This window comes from Enterococcus bulliens (assembly GCF_053761865.1).
This window is the reverse complement of record NZ_JBSMXK010000010.1, coordinates 15,721-40,240: the sequence shown is the minus strand read 5'-3', so window position 1 is coordinate 40,240 and position 24,520 is coordinate 15,721. Positions and strand designations below refer to the sequence as shown.

Sequence of the window (24,520 nt, the reverse complement as noted above, 5' to 3'; positions counted from 1 at the left end):
TGTGAGAAAAATGCGAACGATAAAAGAAGTAACTAGTGAACTGGTACAATCTAGTCGACGATTGGCTACGTGGAGTAAAGCATATGAAGAGAAAAAATGGGATGATCAGACACAAGTATTTTTATTTGACATACGTGATTACCTTGCGATGTTTGTCCTTTTAGATGATCGAGCACCGATAGCTCTAGAACAGTCATCAGATTTAGATAGTCGTAAATTACTACAAGAGCAAGCGGCGCTGTTAGGAGAATGGCTAATGCTCAGTCAAGAAGACAATGGAGAAGTGCGCCGGATGAAGTCTAGCGTAGCAGGAATCTTAGAATTCAATCAAATGTTACAAAAAGAGCATCCAACTTTGAACGAGAGTCTTTTGGTAGAACAAAAAGCAAAAAACGCCACCAAAAGTTTTTGGCAGCGTCTGTTTACACGTTGATTATTTTTTAGGTAACTTAAATTCAAAAGTGACCCCAATTTGATTTTGATAATTAAAATCTTTAACTGTGATGTCACCATGATGCTCTTGGATCAATTGTTTTGCAATAGCTAAACCTAGTCCATATCCTCCAGTTTCTTTAGCTCGTGAATGATCTTCACGATAAAAGCGATCAAATAAGTGTTCTTTATCTTTATCGGCAATACCTGGTCCAGTATTGCTGACCATAACACGCCAGTCTTTAGATGTCGTTTTAGTGACGACAAAAATTTGATCTTGTGCTTTTGTGTATTTTAACGCGTTGTCGAGTAAAATCACGAGGACTTGATGGATTTTTTTACGGTCAAACGACCATGTTTGTTCTGGGTCCTCAAGAGGTTGTAACAATAATTGTTTCCCATCTAATTGGGCCATCTCTTGGAAAGGACGTAGTAATTCTTCTAAGAAAGGTTGTAATGCGACTTCTTGATATTCCACGACTTGTTGATTGGAATCGTTTCGTGCAATCGTCAGTAGATCATTGGTCAAGCCAGTTAGACGTCTTGTTTCAGCAAGTGCTTGAGCAATACTTTCTGATTCTTCTAAAATCGTTTGATTGGGTTTGGTAAATAAATGTTGCAAACTATTTTGAATGATTGCTAAAGGTGTCCGTAGTTCATGTGAAGCATTTTCGACAAATTCTTGCTGTCGTTTCCAAGAAGCTACGATCGGACGCATCGATAGACTCGCTAAAATATAGCTGATCCCAATCGATAAAAACCAAAAAATAACCATACATACGACCAAAATCGCTTTAAAGTTCGTCAAAGCCGATTTGATTTGATTGGTATTGGCCAATATTTGGACATACGCGATATCTGAATTATTATCTGGTGCTTTCCGAATGACTGAACGAAAATCAGAAGTATTACTTGCTTGATCTTCTAATTGTAGTGTTTGGATACTGTCGAGTTCTTTTGTATTGAGTGTCAATGACTCAAATTGTGCATAGCGACTACCCAGTGCTTCTTTGTTTAAGATTTGACCGTCTTTGGACCATAAGATCACTTGATTGTTAAACATCGGTTTCGGACTATCGTCTTTAAATCGTTTATCGCCATCTAAGCGTAACGTGGGATCGTTCTCTTGATAGCGTTGGATTTCCAATTGAATCAAAGGCGAATTGCTAGTTGTCTGTGTCAACTGTTGATCGGTCTCACGATAAGCCGAAAGAGATAAAACTTGTAATACGATCACACCTAAAGCAAAGAAAACAAGCGCAAAAGCTAAGACATTGGCTAAAAAAAGGCGGATTCGTTGTTTATTGGGTAATTTAGCTTTCATAAGGATCCGCTTCTTGTAAGAGATAACCCACATTTCGTAGTGTCTGGAATTTTTTATCTAGTCCTGTTTCACGTAGATGTTTTCGCAAATGACTCATATAGACTTCAACAACGGTCAAAGTAGTTGAAGAATCAAATCCCCAAATCCGATCGAAAATTTGTTCTTTGGTTAAAATAACTTTTTGATTTTGGATAAAATAGACTAATAGTTCAAACTCTTTTCCTTGAATAGGTAAAATTTGATCATGAAAACGAACTTTTTTATTCGTTAAATGACAACTAATTGGACCATAAGCTAGCATTTGTTCATCAAATAGTCCTAATGAGCGCTTCAATAATGCTTTGACACGCATGATTAATTCTTCGCGATAGAATGGTTTTGTTAAGTAGTCGTCGGCACCTTTTTGGAATCCTTCGACTTTATCTTCTAAACCATCTTTAGCTGTCAAAATCAATACCGGTGCTTGAACTTGTTGTTTTCGCAATTTTGCTAAGACTTCATACCCATTCATTTCAGGTAACATCAAATCTAAGATGATCAAATCATAGATCCCCGCCTCAGCTTCAAATAAACCTTCGCTACCAGTATACATTTGTGTGATTTCCCCAATAGATGATACGATTTCTTTAATGTTTTCAGATAACGTCACATCGTCTTCGACCAATAATATTTTTATCATATCAATTCTCCTCAAACTTTTTCTTTAGTATAGCGTATAAACCTAAAAATAACCTTAAAAAAGAGAGTGTGACAGAAGTGAATAGCTCTAAAAAATAAGCCGAATAATTCCGATAATAGGTTTAGCTATTTCGGCAATTACTCGACTTATTTTTATCGCACTCTAACGTGTTGCATAGGAAGTTGGATCGATGCCACGAGCTAAACACCAATCATGTAACGAACCAGTAAGCAGTAGTGGAACAGTGGTTGCTTGTGTAGTTTTTGTAATGCCACTCATCGTATACAGCATTTCTAGTTCAATTTTGATTCGTTCAACAAATACAATCGTATCTTCGATGCCATGTGTTAATAATTCATTTAAGATCGTAGCAGAAAGTCCAACACTATCTGCCCCTAAACATAATGATTTGAAAATATCATAAGCATGACGGATTCCACCAGAAGCAATCAATGAAAAATCTTGTTGGATTTGATTCGCTTCTAACAAGGATTCGGCAGTCGTTTGTCCATAGTCATCCAAATAATAAAATTCGCGTTGTTTACGGCGGGCGTTTTCGATTTGTGTAAAACTTGTTCCACCACGCCCGGAAACGTCGATTGTTTTAACACCACGATCAAGTAATGCTTGGATCGTTTCTTTCGTCATCCCAAAGCCAACCTCTTTGACGATCACAGGGACGTCTAGTGTCGCTGTGATTTGTTCGATCAGCGCTAGCCAATTGGTAAAATCACGATCTCCTTCTGGCATCACAAGCTCTTGAGGTGCATTGACGTGAATCTGTAAGGCATCGGCTTCAAACAACTCGATAGCTTGTTTTGCACGCTCTACAGAAGTTCCGGCACCAACATTGGCTAATAAGATCCCATCTGGATTGGTTTGTCTAACGATCGTAAACGAATCTTTGACAGTTGGATCTTTTAAGGCTGCTGAAACAGAACCTGTAGCCATTGCAAGTTTTGTCTCGCGCGCAATCGTCGCAAGGTCTTGGTTGATTTTTTTCGTTTTTTCGCTACCACCAGTCATCGCATTGATAAAAAAGGGAAACGGTGTAGCCAAAGAAGCTAAAGTAGTACTTAAATCGACTTCTTTGACTGCAATTTCAGGAAACGATTGATGAATCGGTCGGATCGCGTCAAAATCGGTAACATGTTTGCTATGAAACGCTTTTGCTAGTGATACGTGTTCATCTTTTCGATTCATTGCGCGCCTCCTTGATAGTGATAAACGTGTAAAGGTAATGGGGTGATTTCAGCTTTCTCCCAAGCGCTCATGAGCGGTAAAATGCCAGTACGTTGATCTGCGATTACAATACCGCAATCACCACCGCCAGCACCAGAAGATTTTGCTGCACCGCCACAAGCAATCGCTAATTCACACAATTCTTTTAATGCGGGCGTTTCGATAATAACGCCTGTGATTTGTGAAAGCTCAGCCAAAAGGACACGGTTTTTCAAAATCATTTTTTTGATTGTATGCACATCTTCTGCACCAAAAGCATCGATCAATGTTTGGACACATTCTTTGCTGTCTGCTAAAAATTGGCGATACGCGCGATTTTTTTCATCTTTTGATTGATTAACTTGATCCACTAAATCTGAAGTTGATGCAGGGCTGCCAGTCCAACCGATCAACAAGCGAAGATTTTTAGGCGTTTTGAGAGGCGTGATGGCCAATTTAGGCCAATCCTCAGCTAAAAGATGTGAAAGTGGCCATTCCCGTTGTTTTTTGATGACCCATTCGTGATCAAAAGTCGAAAAGGCAATCCAACCACCAAACGCGCTAGCCGCGATATCTCCACAAGAGCCATTTCCTTGGACAGCTAAATGTGCTAAAGCAGAGATTTTAAAAATTGTCATCTCATCCATTTCAAGATCATAAAAGAGATTCAAGGCTTTGACAGTAGCTACTGTAACTGCACCACTTGAACCCAGGCCATACTTGCGGCCGTTAGAATTGTCTAATTCACTCGTTACTTTCAGATCATAGAAGGCTAAAATTCTACCTTTTTCAGAAGCATATTTTTCGGTCAAACGAATGGCTTCTAAAATATAATGAAAAGGATTTTCACGATGATCTAAGACCAATTCGCCATTGCGTCTCGTCCAACGAATCGGCAGATCACTGTATTGTTGGGAATGGATCGTTCCATTTTTACGAGCGGTTTCGATTTTGACTGTAATAAATTGATCGACAGCTACGATCACTGCAGGGTGTCCAGGTTCTACGACAGCATATTCACCTGCGATATATAATTTTCCAGGTACTGAGACCTCGATCATAATGTCACTTCCATTTCTATAGGGTGCGCATCTGATCCAGCTAGGGCACAGATGATTTGTTCTTTTGAAAATGCTTGTTCTAACTGAGCAATTAATTTATGGCGATCCTTTTTTTGGCACAAAACTTTGACATTAGGACCAGCATCCATTGTAAAGTAGCACTCTAATCCATTTTGTCGTAACGTACGAACGACATCCATTGCACGCAGACTTTCAGGCGACCAATAGGTGAAAGGTGGTACAGCAGCTAGAGTAGTCGCATGCATTTTTAACGCGTTTGCTTCAGTGATTTCACCTAAACGAGTAAATGATTTAGTTGCGAGTGCTTGTTTGATAGCAATCAGATCTTCACCAGCGGTTTTGATCCAATTTGGATAAAAAGCTGAAGTGTCGACTGTTCGTTTCATCCCGTCGCGACTAGAAACGTCTTTTTGTTTGTCATTTAACAAAATAAACACCATTGCTAGTTCATCTTCAAAACGATCAGCTTGGATTGGTTGAGCAAAAGAGGTCAAATCATCTTTGCCTTGTTGCCATTCCACAAAGCCACCAAAGATGCTGCGACAAGCAGATCCAGAACCACGTCTAGCTAGGCGTGAAAGATCTTTTTTAGACAACTCTAAATGTAATGCTTCATTACAAGCGAGTGCTAAAGCTGCTAGACCACTGGCTGAAGAAGCGAGTCCGGCTGCAGTCGGTACATGATTTGTACTGATAACTTCAGCATAAAGTGGCTGATCCATTTTCTCGCGGACTAAATCTAAAAAGCGTGTGATTTTAGTCGTAGCTTTTTGATCTTGTAATGTATTATCTAAAATAAATCGATCATTTGTAAATGAATCGGAAAATGTCACAGTCGTATCTGTGTAAAATGCATCTAGTGTTAAAGATAGACTATTGTTCATCGGTAAAATCAATGCGTCATCTTTTTTACCCCAATATTTGATCAATGCGATATTGGTATAAGCACGTGCAGTTCCTTTAAGCATGTTGGTAAGCTCCTAATCCTTGTAGCCAAGTGCCTTTTACCCCAGCTTCTTGCAAAATGCGGCAAATAGTCTCAGCTTGTTCTTTAGTTTTTGTTAAAACGATAAAGCAACCACCACGGCCGCCACCAGTCAATTTGGCACCTAGTGCACCGTATTGTTTGGCTAAACGAGTGTAATCTGTAAGTTCTTGATTACTCACACCTAATTTTTCTAAATCAAGCTGTGCTTGATCCATCAATTCACCAAGTAATGTTGCTTCATTGTGCATAATGGCTTCTTTTGCTTGATCTGTAAGCAGACCTAAATGTTCAGTAAGTTCAGTAACTAATTTCGGTTGTACTTTAGCTAACTCAGCAACCGAACGGACTGATGCTCTAGTCTGCCCTTTGATTCCAGTATCTGCTACTACTAAAAATGCATCAAGATCTAAAGGAAAAGGTAAGATCGCTTGATTCTTTCGATAATAGATCGGCTGTGAGCCACTGGTTGCGGCAGCATCAATACCACTAGGATTTCCGTGGGCAATTTGTTCTGAAAAGTTGACGTAAGTGAGCAGTGATTCTTCAGATAATTCAAGTTGTTGCCAGTCAAAAAAAGCGCGCGTGATAGCTACAGCTACTGCGGCACTTGAACCCATTCCTCGTTCAGCAGGAATCGTACTTTGAATGGTTAAATGAAAGGCAGGTGTATGCAGATCTTTTTGTAATTTTTGAGTTAATTGAGTAATATTGGCTAAATTTTCAGATGTTTGTTTGAGTGATCCTGTATGATAACTTGAAGTTAAGGTATTTTCATTTGCTTGTGTAATCATCGCTGTAATCGTTGTTCCTTTAAATGGAAACGCAATTGCGGGTTTTTGATAAACGACAGCGTGTTCACCCATCAAAATAATTTTACCAGTTGCTTCCCCAGTCCCTACTTCTTTCATAGCTCTCCTCTTTCGTTTCTGTAATATCTGACAGTTCAGGCTTCATTTTACTAGATTATTGTAGATCCGTTAAGTTATCTGGTTACTTTTCTTAAAAAAATTTGATTTCTTAACCTTTTTTTCACGTTTTTTTTCATATCAAGGTATCATGACAAAAATTTTGAAGTATTGTATAGTAGTAAAATTGAAGAAATAAGGAGGAACAAGATGATTGTCTTAGCAGGAACGATTGGAGCAGGAAAGTCTAGTTTAGCAGAAATTTTAGCGACTCATTTTCAAAGTGAGGCCTTTTACGAGCCGGTCGAAGAAAATGAAGTGTTGCCTTTATTTTATCAAGATCCTGAGAAATATGCCTTTTTGTTACAGATCTATTTTTTGAACAAACGCTTTGCGAGTATCAAAGCAGCATGTAAAAAAGAAAATAATGTGTTAGATCGCTCGATTTACGAAGATTCATTATTATTTCATCTAAATGCAGATTTAGGAAGAACGACAAAAACTGAAGTTGCAGTCTATGATGAATTGCTAGCGAATATGTTAGAAGAGTTGCCGCTTGCAACCTATCAAAAGCGTCCAGACCTTTTGGTCCATATCAAAGTATCACTAGAAACGATGTTAAAACGAATCAAGCAAAGAGGTCGTGAATACGAACAGATCGAACAAGACGAAACCTTGTATGCTTATTATAAAGAATTAAACAAGCGTTACGATACTTGGTTTGAACATTACGATGCAAGTCCTAAAATCCAAATCGATGGAGATTATCTTGATTTTATAACAGATGAAAAAGCGCAAAAGATCGTGATAAAACAGATCGAAACTAAGCTTGATGAAATTTCTTAATAAAATCTAAAGATGATAAATGTTGATATATCAACATTTATCATCTTTTTTTATTTGTGAATAAAAAATAAATAATTCACAATATAAAAAATTGAAAAAAAGTGAGCAAGCAATTAACAGTTGATTTAAAAGCTTTCATTGTATTTGGTCGCATCTTTTTCGCTTGTGCAAAAAAATATGATAGTTATAGTGTTCACAATCTTTATATACTATGTATGTAAACAACACGAGGGGGAAAAATATTATGACAAAAACAGTGATTGTTGGAGCAAACCATGCTGGAGTGGCAGCTGCAAATACTTTATTAGATAACTACAAAAACCAAGAAGTGGTTATGATCGACCGCAATACAAATTTAAGCTACTTAAGTTGCGGAACAGCTTTATGGGTAGGTCGTCAAATCGAGAGCGTTGATGGACTATTTTACACAAACAAAGAAGAATTCTTACAAAAAGGTGCAACAGTTCACATGGAAACAAGTGTAGAAACGATCGATTTCGATAAAAAAATCGTCTACTGCACAACCTTAAGTGGCGAAACGTTTGAAGAATCTTACGATAAATTGATTTTAGCAACAGGTTCTGTACCGATCTCACCAAATGTACCTGGACGTGATCTAGAAAATATTCGTTTTATGAAAAAATTCCAAGATGGTCAAATGATTGATCAAATCTTAAGCAATGATGAAATCAAAAACATCGCTGTTATTGGTGCTGGATACATCGGTGTGGAAATGGCCGAAGCCGCAAAACGTCGTGGTAAACACGTTTTATTATTTGATGCAGCGACACGTTCTTTACCAAACTACTATGATAAATGGTTTACAGATAACATGGACGAAAACTTAAAAGAGCACGGCATCGAAATGCATTTAGGCGAACTTGTTCAAGAATATCAAGGAACAGATAAAGTGGAAAAAGTCGTAACAGCAAACGGCAGCTACGATGTCGATATGGTGATCAATGCAATCGGCTTTTTACCAAATAGTGCTATCGGTGGCGATAAACTAGAACGTTTCGTCAACGGTGCGTACTTAGTCGACCGTCATCAACAAACAAGTTTACCTGATGTCTACGCAGTAGGAGATTGTGCGACTGTTTACTCAAATGCGTTGGAACAAACAGCTTATATTGCACTTGCTACAAATGCCGTGCGTTCAGGAATTGTGGCTGGGGAAAATATCGGTGGAACAAGTGTCGAATCTCCGGGAGTACAAGGTTCAAATGGAATCTCAATCTTTGGTTACAATATGGTATCAACTGGAATCTCGGTTGAATCAGCAGCACGTTTTGGTGTAGAAGTGGACTATGTCGACTATGAAGATACTCAAAAACCAGAATTTATGAAAGAAAATGCGAGTGTTAAAATCCGTATTGTATTTGATAAACATACTCGTCGTATCGTTGGTGCACAAATGGGATCATACACTTCTGATATCTCAATGGCAATCCACATGTTCTCACTTGCAATTGAGCAAAAAATGACGATCGATCAATTAAAATTATTGGATCTATTTTTCTTACCACACTTCAACCAACCATATAACTACATCAACAAAGCCGCGCAAGCAGCAAACTAATATTATAGAAGAGGCTGAGATAAACTTCTGTCACAGCCTCTTTTTTTATGGAAAAATAGTTAAAAATCATTGACTTTCTATGAATAAGTCCCTATAATAGTAAGAGTTGAGAAATGAAAGCAGAAGCACCCGCTTCTCGCCTCGTGACGTTGTCGCTGGGCAGATAGTTATCCAATCAATTTGGGTCACGTTGCGGGTTCGTTAAGAACTCGTTTTTTTGTGCCTACTTGTAAGAAAACTCTTTCTTTCTCTCAAAAAACTTGGAGGTGAATGACCATAGCAAAGGATATGATGGTAAACGACGGCATTCGTGCACGTGAGTTACGTTTGATTAGTCAAGACGGAGATCAACTCGGAGTAAAAACGAAAGCAGAAGCGTTGCAAATCGCAGAACAAGCTAACTTAGATGTTGTGTTGGTTGCACCTAATGCAAAACCACCGGTTGCTCGTATTATGGATTATGGGAAATATCGTTTTGAACTACAGAAAAAAGAACGTGAAGCCCGTAAAAAACAAAAGGTTATCAGTGTGAAAGAAGTTCGCTTAAGTCCAACGATCGATGTCAATGATTTTAATACTAAATTACGTAATGCACGCAAATTCCTTGAAAAAGGGGATAAAGTGAAAGCTTCTATCCGTTTCAAAGGTCGCGCCATTACCCATAAAGAAATTGGTCAGAGAGTCCTAGATCGTCTTGCAGAAGAAACAGCTGATGTTTCAACTGTAGAACAAAAAGCGAAAATGGACGGACGCAGTATGTTCTTAGTACTTGCGCCAAAAAACGACAAGTAGATTCGGCTCTATTAGAGTAAGGTCAGTTAGATAACGAAAGATTTTGAGGAGGAAATTAGTTATGCCAAAACAAAAAACACACCGCGGATTAGCAAAACGCGTAAAACGTACTGGTAACGGTGGATTAAAAAGATTCCGCGCGTTTACAAGTCACCGTTTCCACGGTAAAACAAAGAAACAACGTCGCCAATTGCGTAAAGCTTCAATGGTATCTAAGGGCGATTACAAACGTATCCGTCAACAATTAGCGAGAATGAAATAATTCAACGCAAAATTTTCCAACAGACAAAAATTAAGTATAGAAGATTCAATTAGGAGGAATTAAATAATGGCACGTGTTAAAGGTGGAACAGTATCTCGTAAACGTCGTAAAAAAGTGCTTAAATTAGCAAAAGGATATTACGGTTCAAAACATACCTTGTTCAAGACAGCAAAAGAACAAGTAATGAAATCATATAGCTACGCATACCGCGATCGTCGTCAAAAGAAACGTGACTTCCGTAAATTATGGATCGCACGTATCAACGCAGCTGCTCGTATGAATGGCTTAAGCTACTCTAAATTAATGCACGGTTTGAAATTAGCAGAAATCGATATCAACCGTAAAATGCTAGCTGACCTAGCTGTAAATGATGCAACTGCATTTACTGCTTTAGCTGACCAAGCAAAAAGCGCATTAGCTAAATAATTTAGTTAAAGACCTAAGATCTTGTTTCTTCATTGAAACAAGATCTTTTTTTTTGAGCAAATTAGTTGCATTTTTATAAAATAACTATCTAAAAATCTATAAATGTAAGCGGATTAAACAATGAGAAACTTACAATTTTGTATGTGAATGTTTTATTTCAATGTCTCAAATCCAAAAAAATGAAACAATATAAAATAAAAAATGATTGTTATATAAGCTTTTGTATCAATGTTTCAAAAATAATTTATGTTATGTTTTATGAGAGAGATAGCATATTACTTTAAAAAAAAAACAAATGATGTTACAGTTTTGTTAGGGCATAAATAAACAGAAAGGGTGGAGTGATGAATGGCAAAATGGAAGAAGTTTGTGATTGCACTTATTGGCTTATTATTAATCACTGTTCTAGCAGATAGTTTGATTCGCTATCAGTCAGTAGGACAATTTCAATTTCACTTGCTCGCACCAAAAGATTACCCAATAGTCGGTGGAGTTTTACCAATCTACTTCTTTTGGATGGCAGCAATTTTTATGATTCTTATTCTAATCGGTATTATCGTTGTGGCATTGATCCCCAAAACTACAACTACGATTCCTTTAAAACAGGACAAAGGAACCTTGACACTATCAAAAAGTGCAGTTGATGGTTTAGTAAAAGCGAGTGCAAATGAAACCGAGTGGTTAAAAAATCCTCGTGTAAAAACCAAAATGAAAAAGAAAAAAGTGCGTGTTGAAGTAACAGGAACCGTACGACCAACTGTTGATACGTACGAAAAAGTACAACGATTCAACAAAAAAACAGAAGATGAGATTCATCGTTTTCTAGGAGTAGAGGCGCCAGTCGAGATTCATGTGACATTTAAAGACCTCCAAAAAGATACACCAAAACGCTCGTCACAAGCACGCGTACAATAAGAGGAGGGATATGATGTCTGAGTTGTTTAAACAACATACATTCCCAATAATCGGAGGGATCTGTGGCTTGATCTTAGCTATCTTATTTCTTTCGTTGGGATTTTTTAAAACGATTCTCGTCTTATTACTGATTGCGGCGGGAAGTTTTATTGGAATGTATCTACAAAGAAGTGAACTGCTGGAAAGATTTTTTCCAGATAAAAAATAATAAAATAAATAGAAAAGGAAGTGCTTGAAGCATGGAAAACGTAAAAAATAAAGAAATCAACCCAACAACTACACCAACTACTGCTGTAAAAGGTGAATTAACATTTGACGATAAAGTAATCCAAAAAATCGTAGGGATCGCTTTAGAAAATATCGATGGATTACTAGCTGTTGACGGCGGATTTTTCTCAAACATTGCTGAAAAATTAGTCAATACAGACAACGTAACTTCAGGAATCGATGTTGAAGTCGGTAAAAAACAAGTAGCTGTTGATTTAGATATCGTAGCTGAATATGGTAAAGATGTACAAGATATCTTTAACAAAATCAAAGAAGTTATCGTAAAAGAAGTTAAACACATGACTGGTTTAGAAGTGATCGAAGTCAATGTTGAAGTGGTAGATATTAAATCACAAGAACAATATGAAGAAGATTCAGTGACTGTTCAAGATCGTTTAAGCGATGCTACAGAAAATGTTGGCGATTTTGCTTCAAAACAAAGCAAAAAAGTAAAATCATCTTTTAACAATGGAAAAGAAAATGTAAAAGATAGTATTGATGAAGCACGTGAACCACGCGTACAATAATCAAGGTACATGAAGAAGCGTAGGCATCCTTTGATGCTTAGGCTTCTTTTTTTGTAGAAAGGAACTTTATATGACATTTTATACATATGATTATTTAATTAATCAACCAAATGACACAGTTTGGATACGGTATGGCTTGCTGTTTAGCTTGTTGTTCATTTTGGCAATCGTGTTTGGCTTGTACTTGAGGCATCGTTGGACTTCAAAATATCGCGATTTGAGTTTAATTGTTTTATTGCTCATTTTACTGACTTCTGGGATTCAATTTTCAGAATATCAAGAAACACAAACGAAACATTCGCCATCTACGCAAACTGAGAAAATGTTACAAACTATCGCAAAACAAAAGCAAGTTTCTCTAGCAGATATTGTTCTAAATGATACACAGTTATGCAACGGTAGCTATCTTAAAATTAAAGAAGCGATCTATTTGGTCGAATTTACGAATGATTAAGATGCTTATCAGTTAAAAAGAATTTATTTATTGGATGAGAATCTCATCCTTAAAGGAGTAGACTAGTATGGAGTTTTATAGTCCGATCATTATCAAATTAGGATTAGGAATTTTGTGTTTGATTTTACAGATCAATATTATGAGAAAAGAAAATCTAGCACCTACTTCTGCATTGGATCAAGTCCAAAATTACGTGTTAGGTGGGATCATTGGTGGAATCATCTATAATGATGATATCACCGTATTGCAGTTTATTTTAGTATTGATCATTTGGACATTGCTAGTCTTGATCGTCAAATTTTCAAAAGAACACAATCGTTACATCAAGCGATGGATCGATGGAAGACCAATCACGCTAGTTCAAAATGGTAAAGTAAATGTCGATGAATGCTTAAAAAGCGGAGTTTCTGCGAATGAGCTGATGTTTAAACTGCGTTCAAATGGTATCTATGAAGTAAATGAAGTGAAAAGTGCAGTATTAGAACAAAATGGCCAATTGACGTTGATCAAGTTTGGTGATGATAATATTCGCTATCCGATTATTGTCGATGGACAAGCAAATTTAGACGTTTTAGAATTGATCGATCAAGATGAAGCATGGTTAGAAGAACAAGCGTAACAAGAAGGATTTACAAAAATCAATGAGATTTATCTAGGAGAATATTTAGCTGGAAAGTTAAAACTTTATCGTTATCAAAAATAAAACGTTACCAAAAAATTAGGGATACCCTTAATTTGAAATAAGGTGTGATGTTTACAGAAAATGGGTTGCCCAAAATGTTAAGAAATCTCTTATTCTCAGCCTTCAACCGTTCTTTTTTGTTATGCTAAATATCTTGATAAAAACCGGAAAGTGAGTGGGCGTATTGGGGAACGAAAAACGATATCAAGAGCTGAAATTAGCTGAAAAAGGGGCGATTGTAAGTATTGTAGCTTATATAATCGTTTCAGCGCTGAAGCTATTGATTGGAAATGTAGCACATTCAGAAGCATTACAAGCTGATGGCTTAAATAATGCCACAGATATCATCGCCTCGATCTCGGTACTGATCGGCCTAAGATTGTCCAGAAAACCAGCAGATGATGACCATCGTTATGGTCACTGGAAAGCAGAAAACGTCGCGAGTTTAGTGACCTCATTGATTATGATCGCGGTGAGTTTGCAAGTATTGTATAATTCGTTAGAAACGATGATTACCGGTAGAGAAGAAACTCCAGATATGATAGCGGCAATCGTTGGGATTTTTTCAGCAAACTTCATGTACGGTGTCTATCGTTACAACAAAAAGCTCGCTCAAGGTGTACGTAGCTCAGGCTTGATGGCTGCAGCTAAAGACAATCTAAGTGATGCATGGACCAGTATCGGAACAGCAGTAGCCGTTTTTGCGGCCTCTTTTCATCTTGGTTGGATCGATAGTTTGACAGCGGTAATCGTCGGGTTGTTAATCTTAAAAACTGGGATCGATATTTTTCGCGAGAGCGTGTTTTCCTTGTCAGATGGATTTGATACGGAATTGTTAGTTGAATATAAAAAAGAAATTATGCAGATCGATGGAATAACTAAAGTAAAAAGTTTAAAAGGTCGTAACTATGGTGCAAATATTTATGTGGATGTAGTCGTCTTGATGCCAGCTAAAATGAATGTTGAAGAAAGTCATGCACTTGCTGATTTGATCGAAGAACGTTTATATGAACGGCATGGAGTAGCAGAAATCGATGTCCACGTCGAACCTGATAATCAAGAGCAAGCCTAAGTGGTTTGCTCTTTTTAAGCATGTCATTAGGCGACTGTTTTATTTTTTGATACACTATATTAGTAAACAAAAAACGAACGTCGAGGAGGATTTTTCATGAGTTTAACCGCAACATACACATTAGCAAATGGCGTAAAGATTCCGAAAGTAGGATTTGGAACATGGCAAACTCCAGATGGTCAAGTGGCCGTAGATTCAGTTAAAGAAGCCTTAAAAATAGGTTACCGTCACATCGATACTGCCCAAGGATACAAAAATGAAGGTAGTGTTGGTCAAGGGATCAAAGAAAGTGGCGTTGAGCGTTCAGATATCTTTTTAACGACTAAAGTTTGGAATAGTAACCATTCTTACGATTTAGCAAAACAATCACTTGAAAATAGTTTAAAAGAACTAGACACAGACTATATCGATTTAGTGTTGATTCACTGGCCAAATCCGGTAGAATTTCGTGATCATTGGGAAGAAGCCAATGCTGAAACTTGGCGTGCAATGGAAGAGTTTTACGAAGCTGGAAAAATCAAAGCATTGGGTGTGAGTAATTTTAGACCACATCATTTAGATGCATTATTGAAACATGCAAAAGTAAAACCTGTAGTCAATCAAATTTTCTTGGCACCAGGTGAACTAATGGAAGAAACTGTAGCCTATTGTCATGATCATGATATCTTACTTGAAGCATATAGCCCACTTGGAACAGGTAAGATCTTTGAAGTAAAAGAAATGCAAGAGTTAGCTGATAAATACAATAAAACAATTGCGCAAATCGCTTTACGCTGGTCACTTCAACACGACTTTTTACCATTACCAAAATCGGTAACTCCAAGTCGTATCCTAGAAAATAGTCAAATCTTTGATTTTGAATTATCTGATGAAGATATGGCGATCATTGATGGCTTAGACGGCGTAGTAGGGAAAGCTAGGAATCCTGATGCTGCGGAATTTTAATTAAAAAGGGAGTGACAAAATTTTGTCACTCCCTTTTTTTAGATATGTGTTGCCATTTCTTTGATCCAAGAAACAGATTTTTGATAAGCTTGTTCTTCTTTTTCAGTTAAGGAAATAGGAAAGATGTCGATGATTCCAGTGTAATTTAAACTAGCGTATTGTCCGATATAAATATCCTGTTTTGAATCATAAGCTGAAACTGGATAAAATGTTTTTTGAGAGCTTGTTAAGGCACAAATCAACTGATCGGCTTGATTGGCGATGCCAAATGAAGTATAGCCTTTGCCAGTGAAAGTCGTCTCACCGATCATCAAAGCCTGATTGGCGAGTTGTTCTAAATCATATTTAGTAAAATCTAGTTGAGAATTTAGTGTTTGCACATAGTCCCAAGGAACGAATTGTGTTGCTCCATGTTCACCTAAAACAAGAGCATTGATTGCATTTGGCATTACATCAAATGCTAAGCTAAGAGCATGTTGCAAACGAGCAGTATCCAAGGATGTACCAGTCCCGATCACACGATTTGTTTCAAAGTTTGTGAGTTGTTGCATATAATGTGTAATCACATCGCAAGGGTTGGTAATCACAAGCAAAATCCCTTTGAAAGCATAATTTGTTAAATATTCAGACCATTCTTTTGCAGCTTTTTTCGTGAAATCCAATTCGTCAAAACGGCTACCTGATCCATTCAATAAGCGGATATTTCCTATCGAAAAGACAACAAGATCCAATATAGCAAAATCTTCTTTTTGACCAATATGAATCGTCGCTGTCGTTTTTTGTCCGATTTGTGCACAAATCAAATCTTGTTGTTCAGCCACACAACGTTCCTTATTTTTATCAAATAAATATAAGTCTGTAACGTGATGACGTTCAATCAAGGTATGCGCTAATGTGCTACCAACATTTCCTATACCAATAATCCCAATTTTACTCATCTAACCCCTCCGATCTTTTGTCTTATTCTTACGTGAAATCAGCTAAAAGTCAACTTCATCTAATCTTTGCTAGAATTTTCACAATTAATTCGTTACAATAACGATGAAGTGAATACTAGCTTTTTTTAATAAGATGAAAAGAGGAATGAGACAAATGATACCGTTTACGCATGAACCTTTGAATTTATTTACAAACTATGTTCAAGCTGCCCAAAAATTTCCTGAAAGTGCGATCGTGTTAGATGAACCCTTGCGTGCTTTTCCCGAATTGCATACCACGACTACCTATCAAGCGAGTTTAGAAAGCATAAAACAACGCGCTTATCAGTTGGCTGCTTTGGGAGTAAAAAAAGGAGATGCTATTTTAATCTATAAGAGCCCACGTTTTGATACTTACTTGCTTGCTGTAGCGGCTTCTTACTTAGGCGCGATTCCGGCGATGATTTCATATCATTTACCGCAAAGTACCATTGAGGTCTTTTTAGAACGCTTAGATGATCCATTTGTAGTATACGATGAAGAAACTGCGATTCGTATCGACCCCATCACATATGACGAGACGAAAAAGATTTCCGTCGAAACATTGTTAAATACAGTTGGTAAAATAGTACCGCAAGCACAATTAGCAATAGATGAAATCTCTTATATGACGCATACTTCAGGAACGACTGGTGTCCCGAAATTGATTTGTCATTCTGCCAATTCTATGGGCTGGCGAACAGTATGGCAAAAAACAGTAATGGCTAAGATGGAAGGTCGTAGAATTGTAGCTTTCCATATTTCCCCAGTACACTCACGCTTTAATATTGGGATTTCTTCTTTGATGGCTTTAGGTTTTCCGATGTTGCCGATCGCTAATCCAGAGCTAAACAATGTTGCACAGTTACTGAAAGCATATCACCCAATGGCCTTAGAAACGCATCCGAATCATTTTGTACAATGGACTCGTTTGGCTAAAGAGCAGCCTGAAGTATTTGCGAAAACACGTTATTATCATTCCACTTTTGATGCGATCAATAACCAAACAATGGCAGCTTTCTTAAAGGCAAGCAAAGCACAAGATCCAGTCTTTTTACAAGTCTATGGTCAAAGTGAATGTGGCCCAATGATTTTAAAAGCACATCAGTTAAACACACTGACATCTTCTAATGCACGTGATATGGGAGTTGGATTAGAAGATTTGACCAAAGCACGGATCTGCGATGAACAAGGTCGCGAATTACCACGTAATACAGATGGTCATATCCAATTTCTATCAAAAGGACGTGCGTTAACGTATTATAAAGAGGATGAACGGTTCCAAAATACTGTTTTTGGAACTTGGTGGGATAGTGGTGATTATGGATGTATGAACGACGAAGGACATCTTTATCTAAAAGATCGACAAGTCGATCTCATTGACGAAGTGGAGAGTACTTTAGCCATTGAAGATTATTTACTGGACCATTTACCATTCTTAGCTGAGGTCGTTTTAGTGCGTGGAAAAGAGCATAAAGCACAACCCGTATTGGCATTGATCGAAGGGGAAGCGATGGACGAGGAACAATGGTTTAAGGCTGTAAGTGATTTGCCACAGTTGCACCATCCAGTCGTGATGGCATGGGAAGATATTCCCAGAACTGCTACGATGAAAGTCCAACGATTGCAATTAGAAAAACAATTTCAATAAGAAAAAAGGTCATTTTAATTTGATAAAATGACCTTTTTTTATGTCTAAATTTTGATAAAAATGCGTTATTTTAGTTATTAAATAAGAAAGTCATAAGGACAAGAATAGAGGAGAACATATGTTACGAAATATTGTCTATTTTATGTATTTAGTGTTATGATATTAAAGAACGGATGTTAGTTTATAAATTCATTAGCCTGTCGTGTGGTGCATCTATAAAGGACACATGCGCGTAGGAAAAGTAACCTTTTTTCCTTCCAGTTAGGAGGGGTGCGATGATCAAAAATGAAATAGGATAGAAGGGGCGGCTTAGATTTTATTTTTGATGGTGTACAGTGTTGCACTGAGTTAGGAGGAACCATTATGGATCCTTATCATAAGTTTACAATCAATACTAATGAACAAAAACTACATTTGTTCGATGAACGCGCTTTGGCTTTGTCAGTTTCTTACGCCAATGAATGGATAGAAACGAAGCGTGTGATTAACCATTATGTGGATGCATCTTCACACAAAAAAGTTCTAATTTTGGAAGAAATTTTGCACTTATTTGAGCGTAGCGATGCGAAACATTTGGATTTGGTCACGGTTGTGGAGCACGATCTACGTGAGTTAGTCGAGCGCATCGCAACGAAATATGTTGAGAAGTTATACGATTAATTTGTGTCAACACAATCTATAAAGGGCCATGAGCCTTAAGAAAGCCACCTGTTTCGTTTGAAACAGATGGCTTTTTTAAGTTACATAAAAGCCTTTTTAATCTAAATGATATTTTGAAATAAAAGCATGATAATTTAAAACTTCGATTGTGTTTTGTTCACTTAAAGGCGCGACAACTTCTTTTTCATCAGCAAAGTCACCTTTAACATTAGTGATTTGCGGGTAAACTTTGATTGCTTTATCAGGTTTTGCAACAATCACAAGCCCGCGCATCCGTTTTTTAGCAAATTCTTTTGAAGTGATTACATCAAATGAGTCAGTAAAAGACACCCAGTGGTCGTTAAATTCGATCTCTGAACGTGTATCCGGACGATGTGTTTGGTAATCTTGATAATCTGCTTTAAACTAAGCAGCATCGTCATAATCTTCTCTTTGAGGTTCTTTTTGATTTGTTGTATGTATACGAAACAATAACTGGTGATCAGCTAGTAACTTTTTGGGATCATGTTCTTGTAACTTACAGTGAAGTTGTTCCCATTTTTGATCAGAGTCGGCTAAGTCTGTTCGTGCTTCTCCACCGATCTTGTGCATGATCCAACTTTCAACGAATTCTTCCATAGTGACCTGCTTTCTAAACCTGTAATAGTGTGTTTCCTTTAGTGTAGCATAGTAAACAGAAAAATCATTTTGTAACGAATGTTTTAAAAAAAGGATGTGACAGATTCTGTCACATCCTCTTTTAGTCACCTTCTTTTTCAAGGTTTTGATGTAGATGGAATTCCTTATTATAAAATTCGATCCCGACGGTGAAGATCCAACCAGCTAACACACCCAAAACACTACCGATCACAATGCCAAGCATACGGTCTGCTAAAAGAGAACCGCTATAAGGTTGACGTGCAAGTGTGGTAAGCATTAGAGCCATTGGTGTTGTAAAAAAAGTCGCTACAGCATAATTTTTCATAATCAAATACTCAATGACCATAAATAAAATCGGAATCATTAGTAGCATGCCAACACTGCTTAAATGGATATTGAAAATCAGTGCTGTAATCAAAAGTCCAACTACAGTCCCTAAAATCCGTTGGACTTGGCGATGAGCCATAGCGCGTAGATTATCCCCCATTAAAATAGCCGCACAAGAAACAACGAGCCAGTAAGCGTTGTTAAAGTGAAGACCTTGAGATAGATAGGTGGCAAAAAATAGTGTTCCGCTGTAAAACATCCCATCTAAAATCGAACCTGGATCTTGATGCAAGCGTTCCTTGAAGGTTAATCTTTCAAGCGGTACCGCTTTTTCTTTTTCAGTTAAACTAACAAGCAGGCTTGCGACGATAGATACGACCGCACCAACTAAAAAATAGCTGCTTAGCGGTAAAACCGAGGCGATAGACACTTGCATACTTGCTCCCATCGTAATGATCATGATCGCAAAAAATGGCCCAGGTTTACTAATTCCATGTAAACGAAATAGGAAACGACCTAAAAATGCAAATATTGCCACAAGCAGTGGAGCTATCCATTGCAATTGGTGACTAAGCATTCCGGTCAATAAACAAAGATAAAGATAAATACTGACTACTACCAGACGCTGTACAAGTTGGAGTTTAGGAATATTTTGATAATAAGCAAAAATAAAAATTCCTAAAGAGCCAAAACTCGCGATATACATGTTTCCAGAAAAATAACCCGCAAGTAGAATCATCAAGACGCAAAAACCAGCAATGAAGACTCTAATCGGGTTAGTTTTAATCGGCTGGAACCGAAATAGTTCTTTGATATAAGACACCATAAATTATACTTCACTCCTTACACCTAAGCTTAGCATAAAATAGAGGGTGTGAAAAATTTAAAATCTAAAACTAAACAGATTATCATTTTTCTCCAAATTGTTCGATAAAACGTGCGTGGATTTCGGGATAAGAACGTTTTAAAGAAAGTGGACGCTGGCGTTCTTGGTCAAGGAAACAGTGACTACTAGTTCCTGTCGTGACTAATTTAGCCGTTGTTTCATTTGTAATTTCATAGCGAAACTGAAAACGTGTTCCCGTATATTGCTCGACGTAGACTTGGATCGTGAGCTGGTCTCCGTAATGGACCATTCCTTTGTATTGGCAAGAAACATCTAATACGGGAATAATGATTCCGGCTTGTTCAATCGTATGATACGGTAATTGCATAAACTCTAATAAATCAGCACGTGCTTCTTCAAACCAACGAATATAGTTAGAATGGTGGACGATTCCCATTTGATCGGTCTCATAATAGTGTGGTTTCCGTTTATAGCCTAAATAATTTAACATCTCAGACACTCCTTTACTTTGCTATCTTAGTGTACGGATTTGTCTTTAAAATAGCAACTATCATCGATAAGAATCTGCTTGACATTTTTTGATAAGTACAGTAGGGTATACGTAATATCAATGAAAAAATCGCTGAAAGAACAAGTACTTACATTTTCTTTTTTAGAGAGAACTACCTAGGCTGAAAGTAGTTTAAAAAGATGTAACGAAAAGACATTCTGGAGATGAGTGGAAGCAAAGCCACGTCCGTGTACGAGCGTTAATCGTTTGAAGGAAAAGAGCAAGCTCTTTTCAAATTTAGGTGGTACCGCGTGTAGAAAATCGACTCGCCCTTGTGTAAAAACAAGGGCGTTTTTTTATTTTTAGGAGGAAAACACATGAATTATCAACGTCCGAAAGGAACCAATGATATTTTACCTACAGACTCACCGAAATGGCAGTTTGTAGAAGAAACAGCGCGCTTATTGTTTGGGGATTATCAATTTTCAGAGATTCGTACGCCGATGTTTGAGCACATCGAAGTCATTTCAAGAAGTGTGGGGGATACTTCAGATATCGTCACTAAAGAAATGTACGATTTTTACGATAAAGGGGATCGTCATATTACTTTACGTCCAGAAGGAACAGCACCGATCGTTCGTTCGTTTATCGAAAATAAATTATATGGACCAGAATTTCCTAAACCATATAAAGTGTATTATATGGGACCGATGTTTCGCTATGAACGTCCACAAAAAGGTCGTTTGCGCCAATTTCACCAAATCGGTGTAGAAGTTTTTGGGTCTAAAAATCCAGCTACAGATGTAGAAACGATGGCAATGGCACTAGACTTCTTCGATCAATTAGGAATCAAAGGATTACGTTTGGTCATCAATTCACTAGGAGATCAAGAAACGCGTCTGGCTTACCGCCAAGCATTGATCGATTATTTAGTTCCGTTTGAAGAAGAATTAAGTGCCGATTCAAAACGTCGCCTACATGAGAATCCATTACGTGTTCTAGATAGTAAAGATAAAAAAGATAAAGTCATCGTAGCGGATGCACCGCAGATTTTGGATTATTTATCAGCGGATGCCCGTGAACACTTTGAACAAGTAACCAAGATGCTAGATGCATTAGAGATCGCTTATGAGATCGACAGCAATATGGTTCGTGGGTTAGATTATTATACACACACGATTTTTGAGATCATGTGCGATTCTAAAACACTGGGAACACAATCAACAGTTTGTGCCGGTGGTCGCTACGATAACTTGATCGAGGAATTTGGTGGTGAGTCAACTCCAGGTTTTGGGTTCGGAATGGGTGTTGAGCGCGTGTTGATGATCTTAGAAGCAGAAGGAGCCGCAATTCCAGTTGTGGATACGATCGATGCATATGTTGTGCATTTGGGTGAAGAAACCAATATCGAGGCTTTAAAAGTCGTCCAAGCGATCCGTCAAGCAGGTTATTCAGCTGATCGTGATTATATAGGACGAAAAGCAAAAGCACAATTCAAGAGTGCAGATAAAGCAAAAGCCAAATTAGTCTTTACATTGGGTGAAACAGAATTAGAAGCTGGTGTGATCAAAGTGAAGAATATGGCGACGCGAACAGAAAAAGAGTATGCATTAGCAACTATATATACTGATTTTAATCAAATTTTTGATGAAATGAGTCAAACAGCAGAATAGTTAAGGAAAAGAGGAGTCCATTATGGCAAAACGAACGGTTTATTGTGGGTTAGTAGATGAAAGTTATTTAGAACAACGTGTGACATTAAAAGGTTGGGTACAAAAACGTCGTGACTTAGGTGGCGTGGTCTTTTTAGATCTACGCGACCGTGAAGGTATCGTCCAAGTCGTATTCAATCCTGAAACATCAAAAGAAGCATTAGCGATCGCTGATAGTTGTCGTAGTGAATACGTGATTGAAATCAGTGGGACTGTGATCAAGCGTAGTGATGCAGCGATCAATCCGAAAATGAAAACAGGTGAATTCGAAGTCTTAGCAGATCAAATCGAAATCTTAAGTAAAGCGAAAACACCGCCATTTACAATCGAAGATGACCAACAAGTCAGCGATGAAGTGCGGATGAAATACCGTTACTTAGACTTGCGTCGTCCTAAAATGGCTCAAAATATGTTATTACGCACGAAAACAACGCGTGCGATCCGTCGTTATTTAGATGACAATGACTTTTTAGATATCGAAACACCATATCTTGCAAAATCGACACCAGAAGGCGCACGTGATTACTTGGTACCAAGCCGTGTACATCCAGGACACTTTTACGCATTGCCACAATCACCACAAATCTTTAAGCAATTATTGATGGCTGCAGGAATGGACCGCTACTACCAAATCGTTCGTTGTTTCCGTGACGAAGATCTACGTGGTGACCGTCAACCAGAATTTACTCAGGTCGATATCGAAACGACATTCTTAACAGCAAAAGAGATCCAAACATATACAGAAGGCTTGATCCAAGCTGTGATGAAAGAAGTCAAAGGAATCGAGATCACAGAAGCTTTCCCACGTATGACGTGGCAAGAAGCAATGGATCGTTTTGGAAGCGACAAGCCAGATACGCGATTTGCGATGGAATTGATTGATCTATCTGAAACAGTCAAAGATGTAGAATTCAAAGTATTCCAAATGGCTTTAGAACAAGGTGGCGTTGTCAAAGCCTTGAATGCTAAAGGAGCAGCAAGTCGTTACTCACGTAAAGATATGGATCAATTAGGGCAATATGTTGGTCAATTTGGTGCCAAAGGATTAGCGTGGGTCAAAGTCGAAGAAGATGGACTAAAAGGTCCAATCGCGAAATTCTTAGTCGATGCAACAGCTGATATTATCGCTGCTACGAATGCTGAAGTCGGTGACTTATTACTATTTGGTGCCGATTCATTTGAAGTGGTATCTGCAGCTCTAGGTGCATTGCGTAATCGTTTAGGATCAGAGTTAGACTTGATCGATCAATCTGCCTTTAACTTCTTATGGGTTGTTGATTGGCCACAATTTGAATACGATGCTGAAGCAGGACGTTTTGTGTCTGCGCACCATCCATTTACGTTGCCAAAAGCTGGAGATGTTGAAAAATTAGCTACTGATCCACAAAGTGTGCACGCTGAAGCCTATGATATCGTATTAAATGGCTATGAATTAGGTGGAGGATCATTGCGGATCCATACACGTGAAGTACAAGAACAAATGTTTAAAACATTAGGCTTTGCTCCACGTGAAATGCAAGAACAATTTGGGTTCTTATTAGATGCTTTAGACTACGGTTTCCCACCACATGGCGGAATTGCTTTAGGACTAGATCGTTTTGCGATGTTACTTGCAGGTGAAGATAACATCCGTGAAGTGATCGCGTTCCCTAAAAATGGTCGTGCGATCGATCCAATGTCACAAGCTCCAAGCACAGTTTCACCTTTACAATTGTATGAATTAAACTTAGATATTACTGCAGAATTAGATGAAACAGACGAATAAATAAATAACGAGTGATCACTTAAAAAGAAAGACAAGATTTTTCTTAAAAAAGTGATCACTCACTTTTTTTTTATA

Annotated in this window: 27 protein-coding genes, 1 pseudogene and 1 other annotated feature; of the genes and pseudogenes, 17 read left to right on the top strand and 11 right to left on the bottom strand. The window is 37.8% G+C overall.

The genetic code is table 11. The features are described 5' to 3' along the window. Positions 1 to 10: 10 nt before the first annotated feature. The gene (locus ACWOEC_RS06655) at positions 11 to 433 is read left to right on the top strand and encodes a hypothetical protein (protein WP_455306824.1); all 423 of its coding nucleotides are present in this window, start codon (positions 11 to 13) and stop codon (positions 431 to 433) included. Here the strand turns inward: ACWOEC_RS06655 and ACWOEC_RS06650 are convergent, their stop codons facing one another. From ACWOEC_RS06650 to mvk, 6 genes are all read right to left on the bottom strand, one after another. Continuing rightward, positions 434 to 1,756, bottom strand: coding sequence for a sensor histidine kinase (locus tag ACWOEC_RS06650; RefSeq protein ID WP_455306822.1), 1,323 nt, complete (start codon positions 1,754 to 1,756; stop codon positions 434 to 436). Continuing rightward, complete coding sequence (locus ACWOEC_RS06645) at positions 1,746 to 2,435, bottom strand: response regulator transcription factor (protein WP_455306820.1); 690 nt, start codon at positions 2,433 to 2,435, stop codon at positions 1,746 to 1,748. The genes ACWOEC_RS06650 and ACWOEC_RS06645 overlap by 11 nt, the downstream gene beginning before the upstream one ends. A gap of 162 nt (positions 2,436 to 2,597) precedes the next feature. Beyond that, on the bottom strand, positions 2,598 to 3,638 hold the full coding sequence (gene fni / locus ACWOEC_RS06640) for a type 2 isopentenyl-diphosphate Delta-isomerase (RefSeq protein WP_455306818.1): 1,041 nt from the start codon (positions 3,636 to 3,638) through the stop codon (positions 2,598 to 2,600). After that, entirely contained in the window at positions 3,635 to 4,717 is a 1,083-nt protein-coding gene (locus tag ACWOEC_RS06635) for a phosphomevalonate kinase (protein WP_455306816.1), read from the bottom strand. Before ACWOEC_RS06635 ends, fni begins: the two co-directional genes overlap by 4 nt. Then, complete coding sequence (gene mvaD / locus ACWOEC_RS06630; protein ID WP_455306814.1) at positions 4,714 to 5,706, bottom strand: diphosphomevalonate decarboxylase; 993 nt, start codon at positions 5,704 to 5,706, stop codon at positions 4,714 to 4,716. The genes ACWOEC_RS06635 and mvaD overlap by 4 nt, the downstream gene beginning before the upstream one ends. Beyond that, the gene (mvk, locus tag ACWOEC_RS06625; protein ID WP_455306812.1) at positions 5,699 to 6,634 is read right to left on the bottom strand and encodes a mevalonate kinase; all 936 of its coding nucleotides are present in this window, start codon (positions 6,632 to 6,634) and stop codon (positions 5,699 to 5,701) included. The genes mvaD and mvk overlap by 8 nt, the downstream gene beginning before the upstream one ends. A gap of 207 nt (positions 6,635 to 6,841) precedes the next feature. Between mvk and ACWOEC_RS06620 the strand changes: the two genes are divergently transcribed. The 12 genes and pseudogenes from ACWOEC_RS06620 (at position 6,842) to ACWOEC_RS06565 (ending at position 15,398) form a co-directional block, all read left to right on the top strand. Next, positions 6,842 to 7,477: a deoxynucleoside kinase gene (locus ACWOEC_RS06620; RefSeq protein WP_455306810.1), complete on the top strand. Its 636-nt coding sequence runs from the start codon at positions 6,842 to 6,844 to the stop codon at positions 7,475 to 7,477. A gap of 244 nt (positions 7,478 to 7,721) precedes the next feature. Then, a complete protein-coding gene (gene nox / locus ACWOEC_RS06615) occupies positions 7,722 to 9,056 on the top strand; it encodes a H2O-forming NADH oxidase (RefSeq protein ID WP_455306808.1) in 1,335 nt (444 codons plus the stop codon). Between the two features lie 270 nt (positions 9,057 to 9,326). Beyond that, positions 9,327 to 9,848: a translation initiation factor IF-3 gene (infC, locus tag ACWOEC_RS06610; RefSeq protein WP_016185126.1), complete on the top strand. Its 522-nt coding sequence runs from the start codon at positions 9,327 to 9,329 to the stop codon at positions 9,846 to 9,848. A 61-nt stretch (positions 9,849 to 9,909) separates the two neighbouring features. Beyond that, positions 9,910 to 10,110 carry a 50S ribosomal protein L35 gene (gene rpmI, locus ACWOEC_RS06605; protein ID WP_010742869.1) on the top strand — a complete coding sequence of 67 codons (201 nt, stop codon included), beginning with the start codon at positions 9,910 to 9,912 and terminating at the stop codon, positions 10,108 to 10,110. A 66-nt stretch (positions 10,111 to 10,176) separates the two neighbouring features. Then, the gene (rplT, locus tag ACWOEC_RS06600) at positions 10,177 to 10,536 is read left to right on the top strand and encodes a 50S ribosomal protein L20 (RefSeq protein ID WP_016185125.1); all 360 of its coding nucleotides are present in this window, start codon (positions 10,177 to 10,179) and stop codon (positions 10,534 to 10,536) included. 348 nt (positions 10,537 to 10,884) lie between these two features. After that, a complete protein-coding gene (amaP, locus tag ACWOEC_RS06595) occupies positions 10,885 to 11,451 on the top strand; it encodes an alkaline shock response membrane anchor protein AmaP (RefSeq protein WP_455306805.1) in 567 nt (188 codons plus the stop codon). A gap of 13 nt (positions 11,452 to 11,464) precedes the next feature. Further along, positions 11,465 to 11,659, top strand: a complete 195-nt coding sequence (locus tag ACWOEC_RS06590) for a DUF2273 domain-containing protein (protein ID WP_297074554.1) — start codon at positions 11,465 to 11,467, stop codon at positions 11,657 to 11,659. A 31-nt stretch (positions 11,660 to 11,690) separates the two neighbouring features. Beyond that, the gene (locus tag ACWOEC_RS06585) at positions 11,691 to 12,245 is read left to right on the top strand and encodes an Asp23/Gls24 family envelope stress response protein (RefSeq protein ID WP_455306802.1); all 555 of its coding nucleotides are present in this window, start codon (positions 11,691 to 11,693) and stop codon (positions 12,243 to 12,245) included. A 70-nt stretch (positions 12,246 to 12,315) separates the two neighbouring features. Next, positions 12,316 to 12,699, top strand: a complete 384-nt coding sequence (locus ACWOEC_RS06580; protein ID WP_455306801.1) for a DUF3290 family protein — start codon at positions 12,316 to 12,318, stop codon at positions 12,697 to 12,699. Positions 12,700 to 12,766: 67 nt separating this feature from the next. After that, positions 12,767 to 13,402 (top strand): annotated as a pseudogene (locus tag ACWOEC_RS06575) (DUF421 domain-containing protein). A gap of 163 nt (positions 13,403 to 13,565) precedes the next feature. Beyond that, positions 13,566 to 14,453 carry a cation diffusion facilitator family transporter gene (locus ACWOEC_RS06570; RefSeq protein WP_455306799.1) on the top strand — a complete coding sequence of 296 codons (888 nt, stop codon included), beginning with the start codon at positions 13,566 to 13,568 and terminating at the stop codon, positions 14,451 to 14,453. Between the two features lie 96 nt (positions 14,454 to 14,549). After that, complete coding sequence (locus ACWOEC_RS06565) at positions 14,550 to 15,398, top strand: aldo/keto reductase (RefSeq protein ID WP_297074561.1); 849 nt, start codon at positions 14,550 to 14,552, stop codon at positions 15,396 to 15,398. A 38-nt stretch (positions 15,399 to 15,436) separates the two neighbouring features. Here the strand turns inward: ACWOEC_RS06565 and ACWOEC_RS06560 are convergent, their stop codons facing one another. After that, positions 15,437 to 16,336: a lactate/malate family dehydrogenase gene (locus tag ACWOEC_RS06560; protein ID WP_455306797.1), complete on the bottom strand. Its 900-nt coding sequence runs from the start codon at positions 16,334 to 16,336 to the stop codon at positions 15,437 to 15,439. Between the two features lie 154 nt (positions 16,337 to 16,490). Between ACWOEC_RS06560 and ACWOEC_RS06555 the strand changes: the two genes are divergently transcribed. Both ACWOEC_RS06555 and ACWOEC_RS06550 read left to right on the top strand, forming a co-directional pair. Then, entirely contained in the window at positions 16,491 to 18,005 is a 1,515-nt protein-coding gene (locus ACWOEC_RS06555; RefSeq protein WP_455306894.1) for a class I adenylate-forming enzyme family protein, read from the top strand. 363 nt (positions 18,006 to 18,368) lie between these two features. After that, positions 18,369 to 18,665 (top strand): DUF1048 domain-containing protein, encoded by a 297-nt coding sequence (locus tag ACWOEC_RS06550; RefSeq protein WP_455306795.1) that lies wholly within the window; start codon positions 18,369 to 18,371, stop codon positions 18,663 to 18,665. Positions 18,666 to 18,761: 96 nt separating this feature from the next. On the opposite strand, the gene ACWOEC_RS06545 is transcribed toward ACWOEC_RS06550, so the two are convergent. The 4 genes from ACWOEC_RS06545 to ACWOEC_RS06530 all read right to left on the bottom strand — a co-directional run bounded on the left by ACWOEC_RS06545 (position 18,762) and on the right by ACWOEC_RS06530 (position 20,968). Continuing rightward, the gene (locus ACWOEC_RS06545; protein WP_455306793.1) at positions 18,762 to 18,995 is read right to left on the bottom strand and encodes a hypothetical protein; all 234 of its coding nucleotides are present in this window, start codon (positions 18,993 to 18,995) and stop codon (positions 18,762 to 18,764) included. A gap of 75 nt (positions 18,996 to 19,070) precedes the next feature. Next, complete coding sequence (locus ACWOEC_RS06540) at positions 19,071 to 19,283, bottom strand: hypothetical protein (RefSeq protein ID WP_455306791.1); 213 nt, start codon at positions 19,281 to 19,283, stop codon at positions 19,071 to 19,073. Positions 19,284 to 19,404: 121 nt separating this feature from the next. Continuing rightward, on the bottom strand, positions 19,405 to 20,457 hold the full coding sequence (locus tag ACWOEC_RS06535; protein ID WP_455306789.1) for an FUSC family protein: 1,053 nt from the start codon (positions 20,455 to 20,457) through the stop codon (positions 19,405 to 19,407). An 82-nt stretch (positions 20,458 to 20,539) separates the two neighbouring features. Then, a complete protein-coding gene (locus ACWOEC_RS06530; protein ID WP_455306787.1) occupies positions 20,540 to 20,968 on the bottom strand; it encodes an acyl-CoA thioesterase in 429 nt (142 codons plus the stop codon). A gap of 123 nt (positions 20,969 to 21,091) precedes the next feature. Beyond that, positions 21,092 to 21,305, top strand: a binding site (T-box leader). A gap of 40 nt (positions 21,306 to 21,345) precedes the next feature. On the opposite strand from ACWOEC_RS06530, the gene hisS reads away from it, so the two are divergent. Both hisS and aspS read left to right on the top strand, forming a co-directional pair. Next, positions 21,346 to 22,641: a histidine--tRNA ligase gene (gene hisS / locus ACWOEC_RS06525; protein WP_455306785.1), complete on the top strand. Its 1,296-nt coding sequence runs from the start codon at positions 21,346 to 21,348 to the stop codon at positions 22,639 to 22,641. A gap of 22 nt (positions 22,642 to 22,663) precedes the next feature. Then, positions 22,664 to 24,445: an aspartate--tRNA ligase gene (gene aspS, locus ACWOEC_RS06520; RefSeq protein WP_297074573.1), complete on the top strand. Its 1,782-nt coding sequence runs from the start codon at positions 22,664 to 22,666 to the stop codon at positions 24,443 to 24,445. The last annotated feature ends 75 nt before the right edge of the window (positions 24,446 to 24,520 follow it).

What these genes read in the sequence shown, in the direction of transcription:
- ACWOEC_RS06540 (WP_455306791.1), bottom strand. Translation starts at nt 19,283, where the DNA reads ATGGAAGAATTCGTTGAAAGTTGGATCATGCACAAGATCGGTGGAGAA.
- aspS (WP_297074573.1), top strand. Translation starts at nt 22,664, where the DNA reads ATGGCAAAACGAACGGTTTATTGTGGGTTAGTAGATGAAAGTTATTTA.
- ACWOEC_RS06550 (WP_455306795.1), top strand. Translation starts at nt 18,369, where the DNA reads ATGGATCCTTATCATAAGTTTACAATCAATACTAATGAACAAAAACTA.
- mvk (WP_455306812.1), bottom strand. Translation starts at nt 6,634, where the DNA reads ATGAAAGAAGTAGGGACTGGGGAAGCAACTGGTAAAATTATTTTGATG.
- nox (WP_455306808.1), top strand. Translation starts at nt 7,722, where the DNA reads ATGACAAAAACAGTGATTGTTGGAGCAAACCATGCTGGAGTGGCAGCT.
- ACWOEC_RS06530 (WP_455306787.1), bottom strand. Translation starts at nt 20,968, where the DNA reads ATGTTAAATTATTTAGGCTATAAACGGAAACCACACTATTATGAGACC.
- ACWOEC_RS06535 (WP_455306789.1), bottom strand. Translation starts at nt 20,457, where the DNA reads ATGGTGTCTTATATCAAAGAACTATTTCGGTTCCAGCCGATTAAAACT.
- ACWOEC_RS06655 (WP_455306824.1), top strand. Translation starts at nt 11, where the DNA reads ATGCGAACGATAAAAGAAGTAACTAGTGAACTGGTACAATCTAGTCGA.
- rplT (WP_016185125.1), top strand. Translation starts at nt 10,177, where the DNA reads ATGGCACGTGTTAAAGGTGGAACAGTATCTCGTAAACGTCGTAAAAAA.
- ACWOEC_RS06590 (WP_297074554.1), top strand. Translation starts at nt 11,465, where the DNA reads ATGTCTGAGTTGTTTAAACAACATACATTCCCAATAATCGGAGGGATC.
- ACWOEC_RS06645 (WP_455306820.1), bottom strand. Translation starts at nt 2,435, where the DNA reads ATGATAAAAATATTATTGGTCGAAGACGATGTGACGTTATCTGAAAAC.
- ACWOEC_RS06560 (WP_455306797.1), bottom strand. Translation starts at nt 16,336, where the DNA reads ATGAGTAAAATTGGGATTATTGGTATAGGAAATGTTGGTAGCACATTA.
- ACWOEC_RS06580 (WP_455306801.1), top strand. Translation starts at nt 12,316, where the DNA reads ATGACATTTTATACATATGATTATTTAATTAATCAACCAAATGACACA.
- ACWOEC_RS06585 (WP_455306802.1), top strand. Translation starts at nt 11,691, where the DNA reads ATGGAAAACGTAAAAAATAAAGAAATCAACCCAACAACTACACCAACT.
- fni (WP_455306818.1), bottom strand. Translation starts at nt 3,638, where the DNA reads ATGAATCGAAAAGATGAACACGTATCACTAGCAAAAGCGTTTCATAGC.
- amaP (WP_455306805.1), top strand. Translation starts at nt 10,885, where the DNA reads ATGGCAAAATGGAAGAAGTTTGTGATTGCACTTATTGGCTTATTATTA.
- rpmI (WP_010742869.1), top strand. Translation starts at nt 9,910, where the DNA reads ATGCCAAAACAAAAAACACACCGCGGATTAGCAAAACGCGTAAAACGT.
- infC (WP_016185126.1), top strand. Translation starts at nt 9,327, where the DNA reads ATGACCATAGCAAAGGATATGATGGTAAACGACGGCATTCGTGCACGT.
- ACWOEC_RS06565 (WP_297074561.1), top strand. Translation starts at nt 14,550, where the DNA reads ATGAGTTTAACCGCAACATACACATTAGCAAATGGCGTAAAGATTCCG.
- ACWOEC_RS06555 (WP_455306894.1), top strand. Translation starts at nt 16,491, where the DNA reads ATGATACCGTTTACGCATGAACCTTTGAATTTATTTACAAACTATGTT.
- hisS (WP_455306785.1), top strand. Translation starts at nt 21,346, where the DNA reads ATGAATTATCAACGTCCGAAAGGAACCAATGATATTTTACCTACAGAC.
- ACWOEC_RS06635 (WP_455306816.1), bottom strand. Translation starts at nt 4,717, where the DNA reads ATGATCGAGGTCTCAGTACCTGGAAAATTATATATCGCAGGTGAATAT.
- mvaD (WP_455306814.1), bottom strand. Translation starts at nt 5,706, where the DNA reads ATGCTTAAAGGAACTGCACGTGCTTATACCAATATCGCATTGATCAAA.
- ACWOEC_RS06650 (WP_455306822.1), bottom strand. Translation starts at nt 1,756, where the DNA reads ATGAAAGCTAAATTACCCAATAAACAACGAATCCGCCTTTTTTTAGCC.
- ACWOEC_RS06620 (WP_455306810.1), top strand. Translation starts at nt 6,842, where the DNA reads ATGATTGTCTTAGCAGGAACGATTGGAGCAGGAAAGTCTAGTTTAGCA.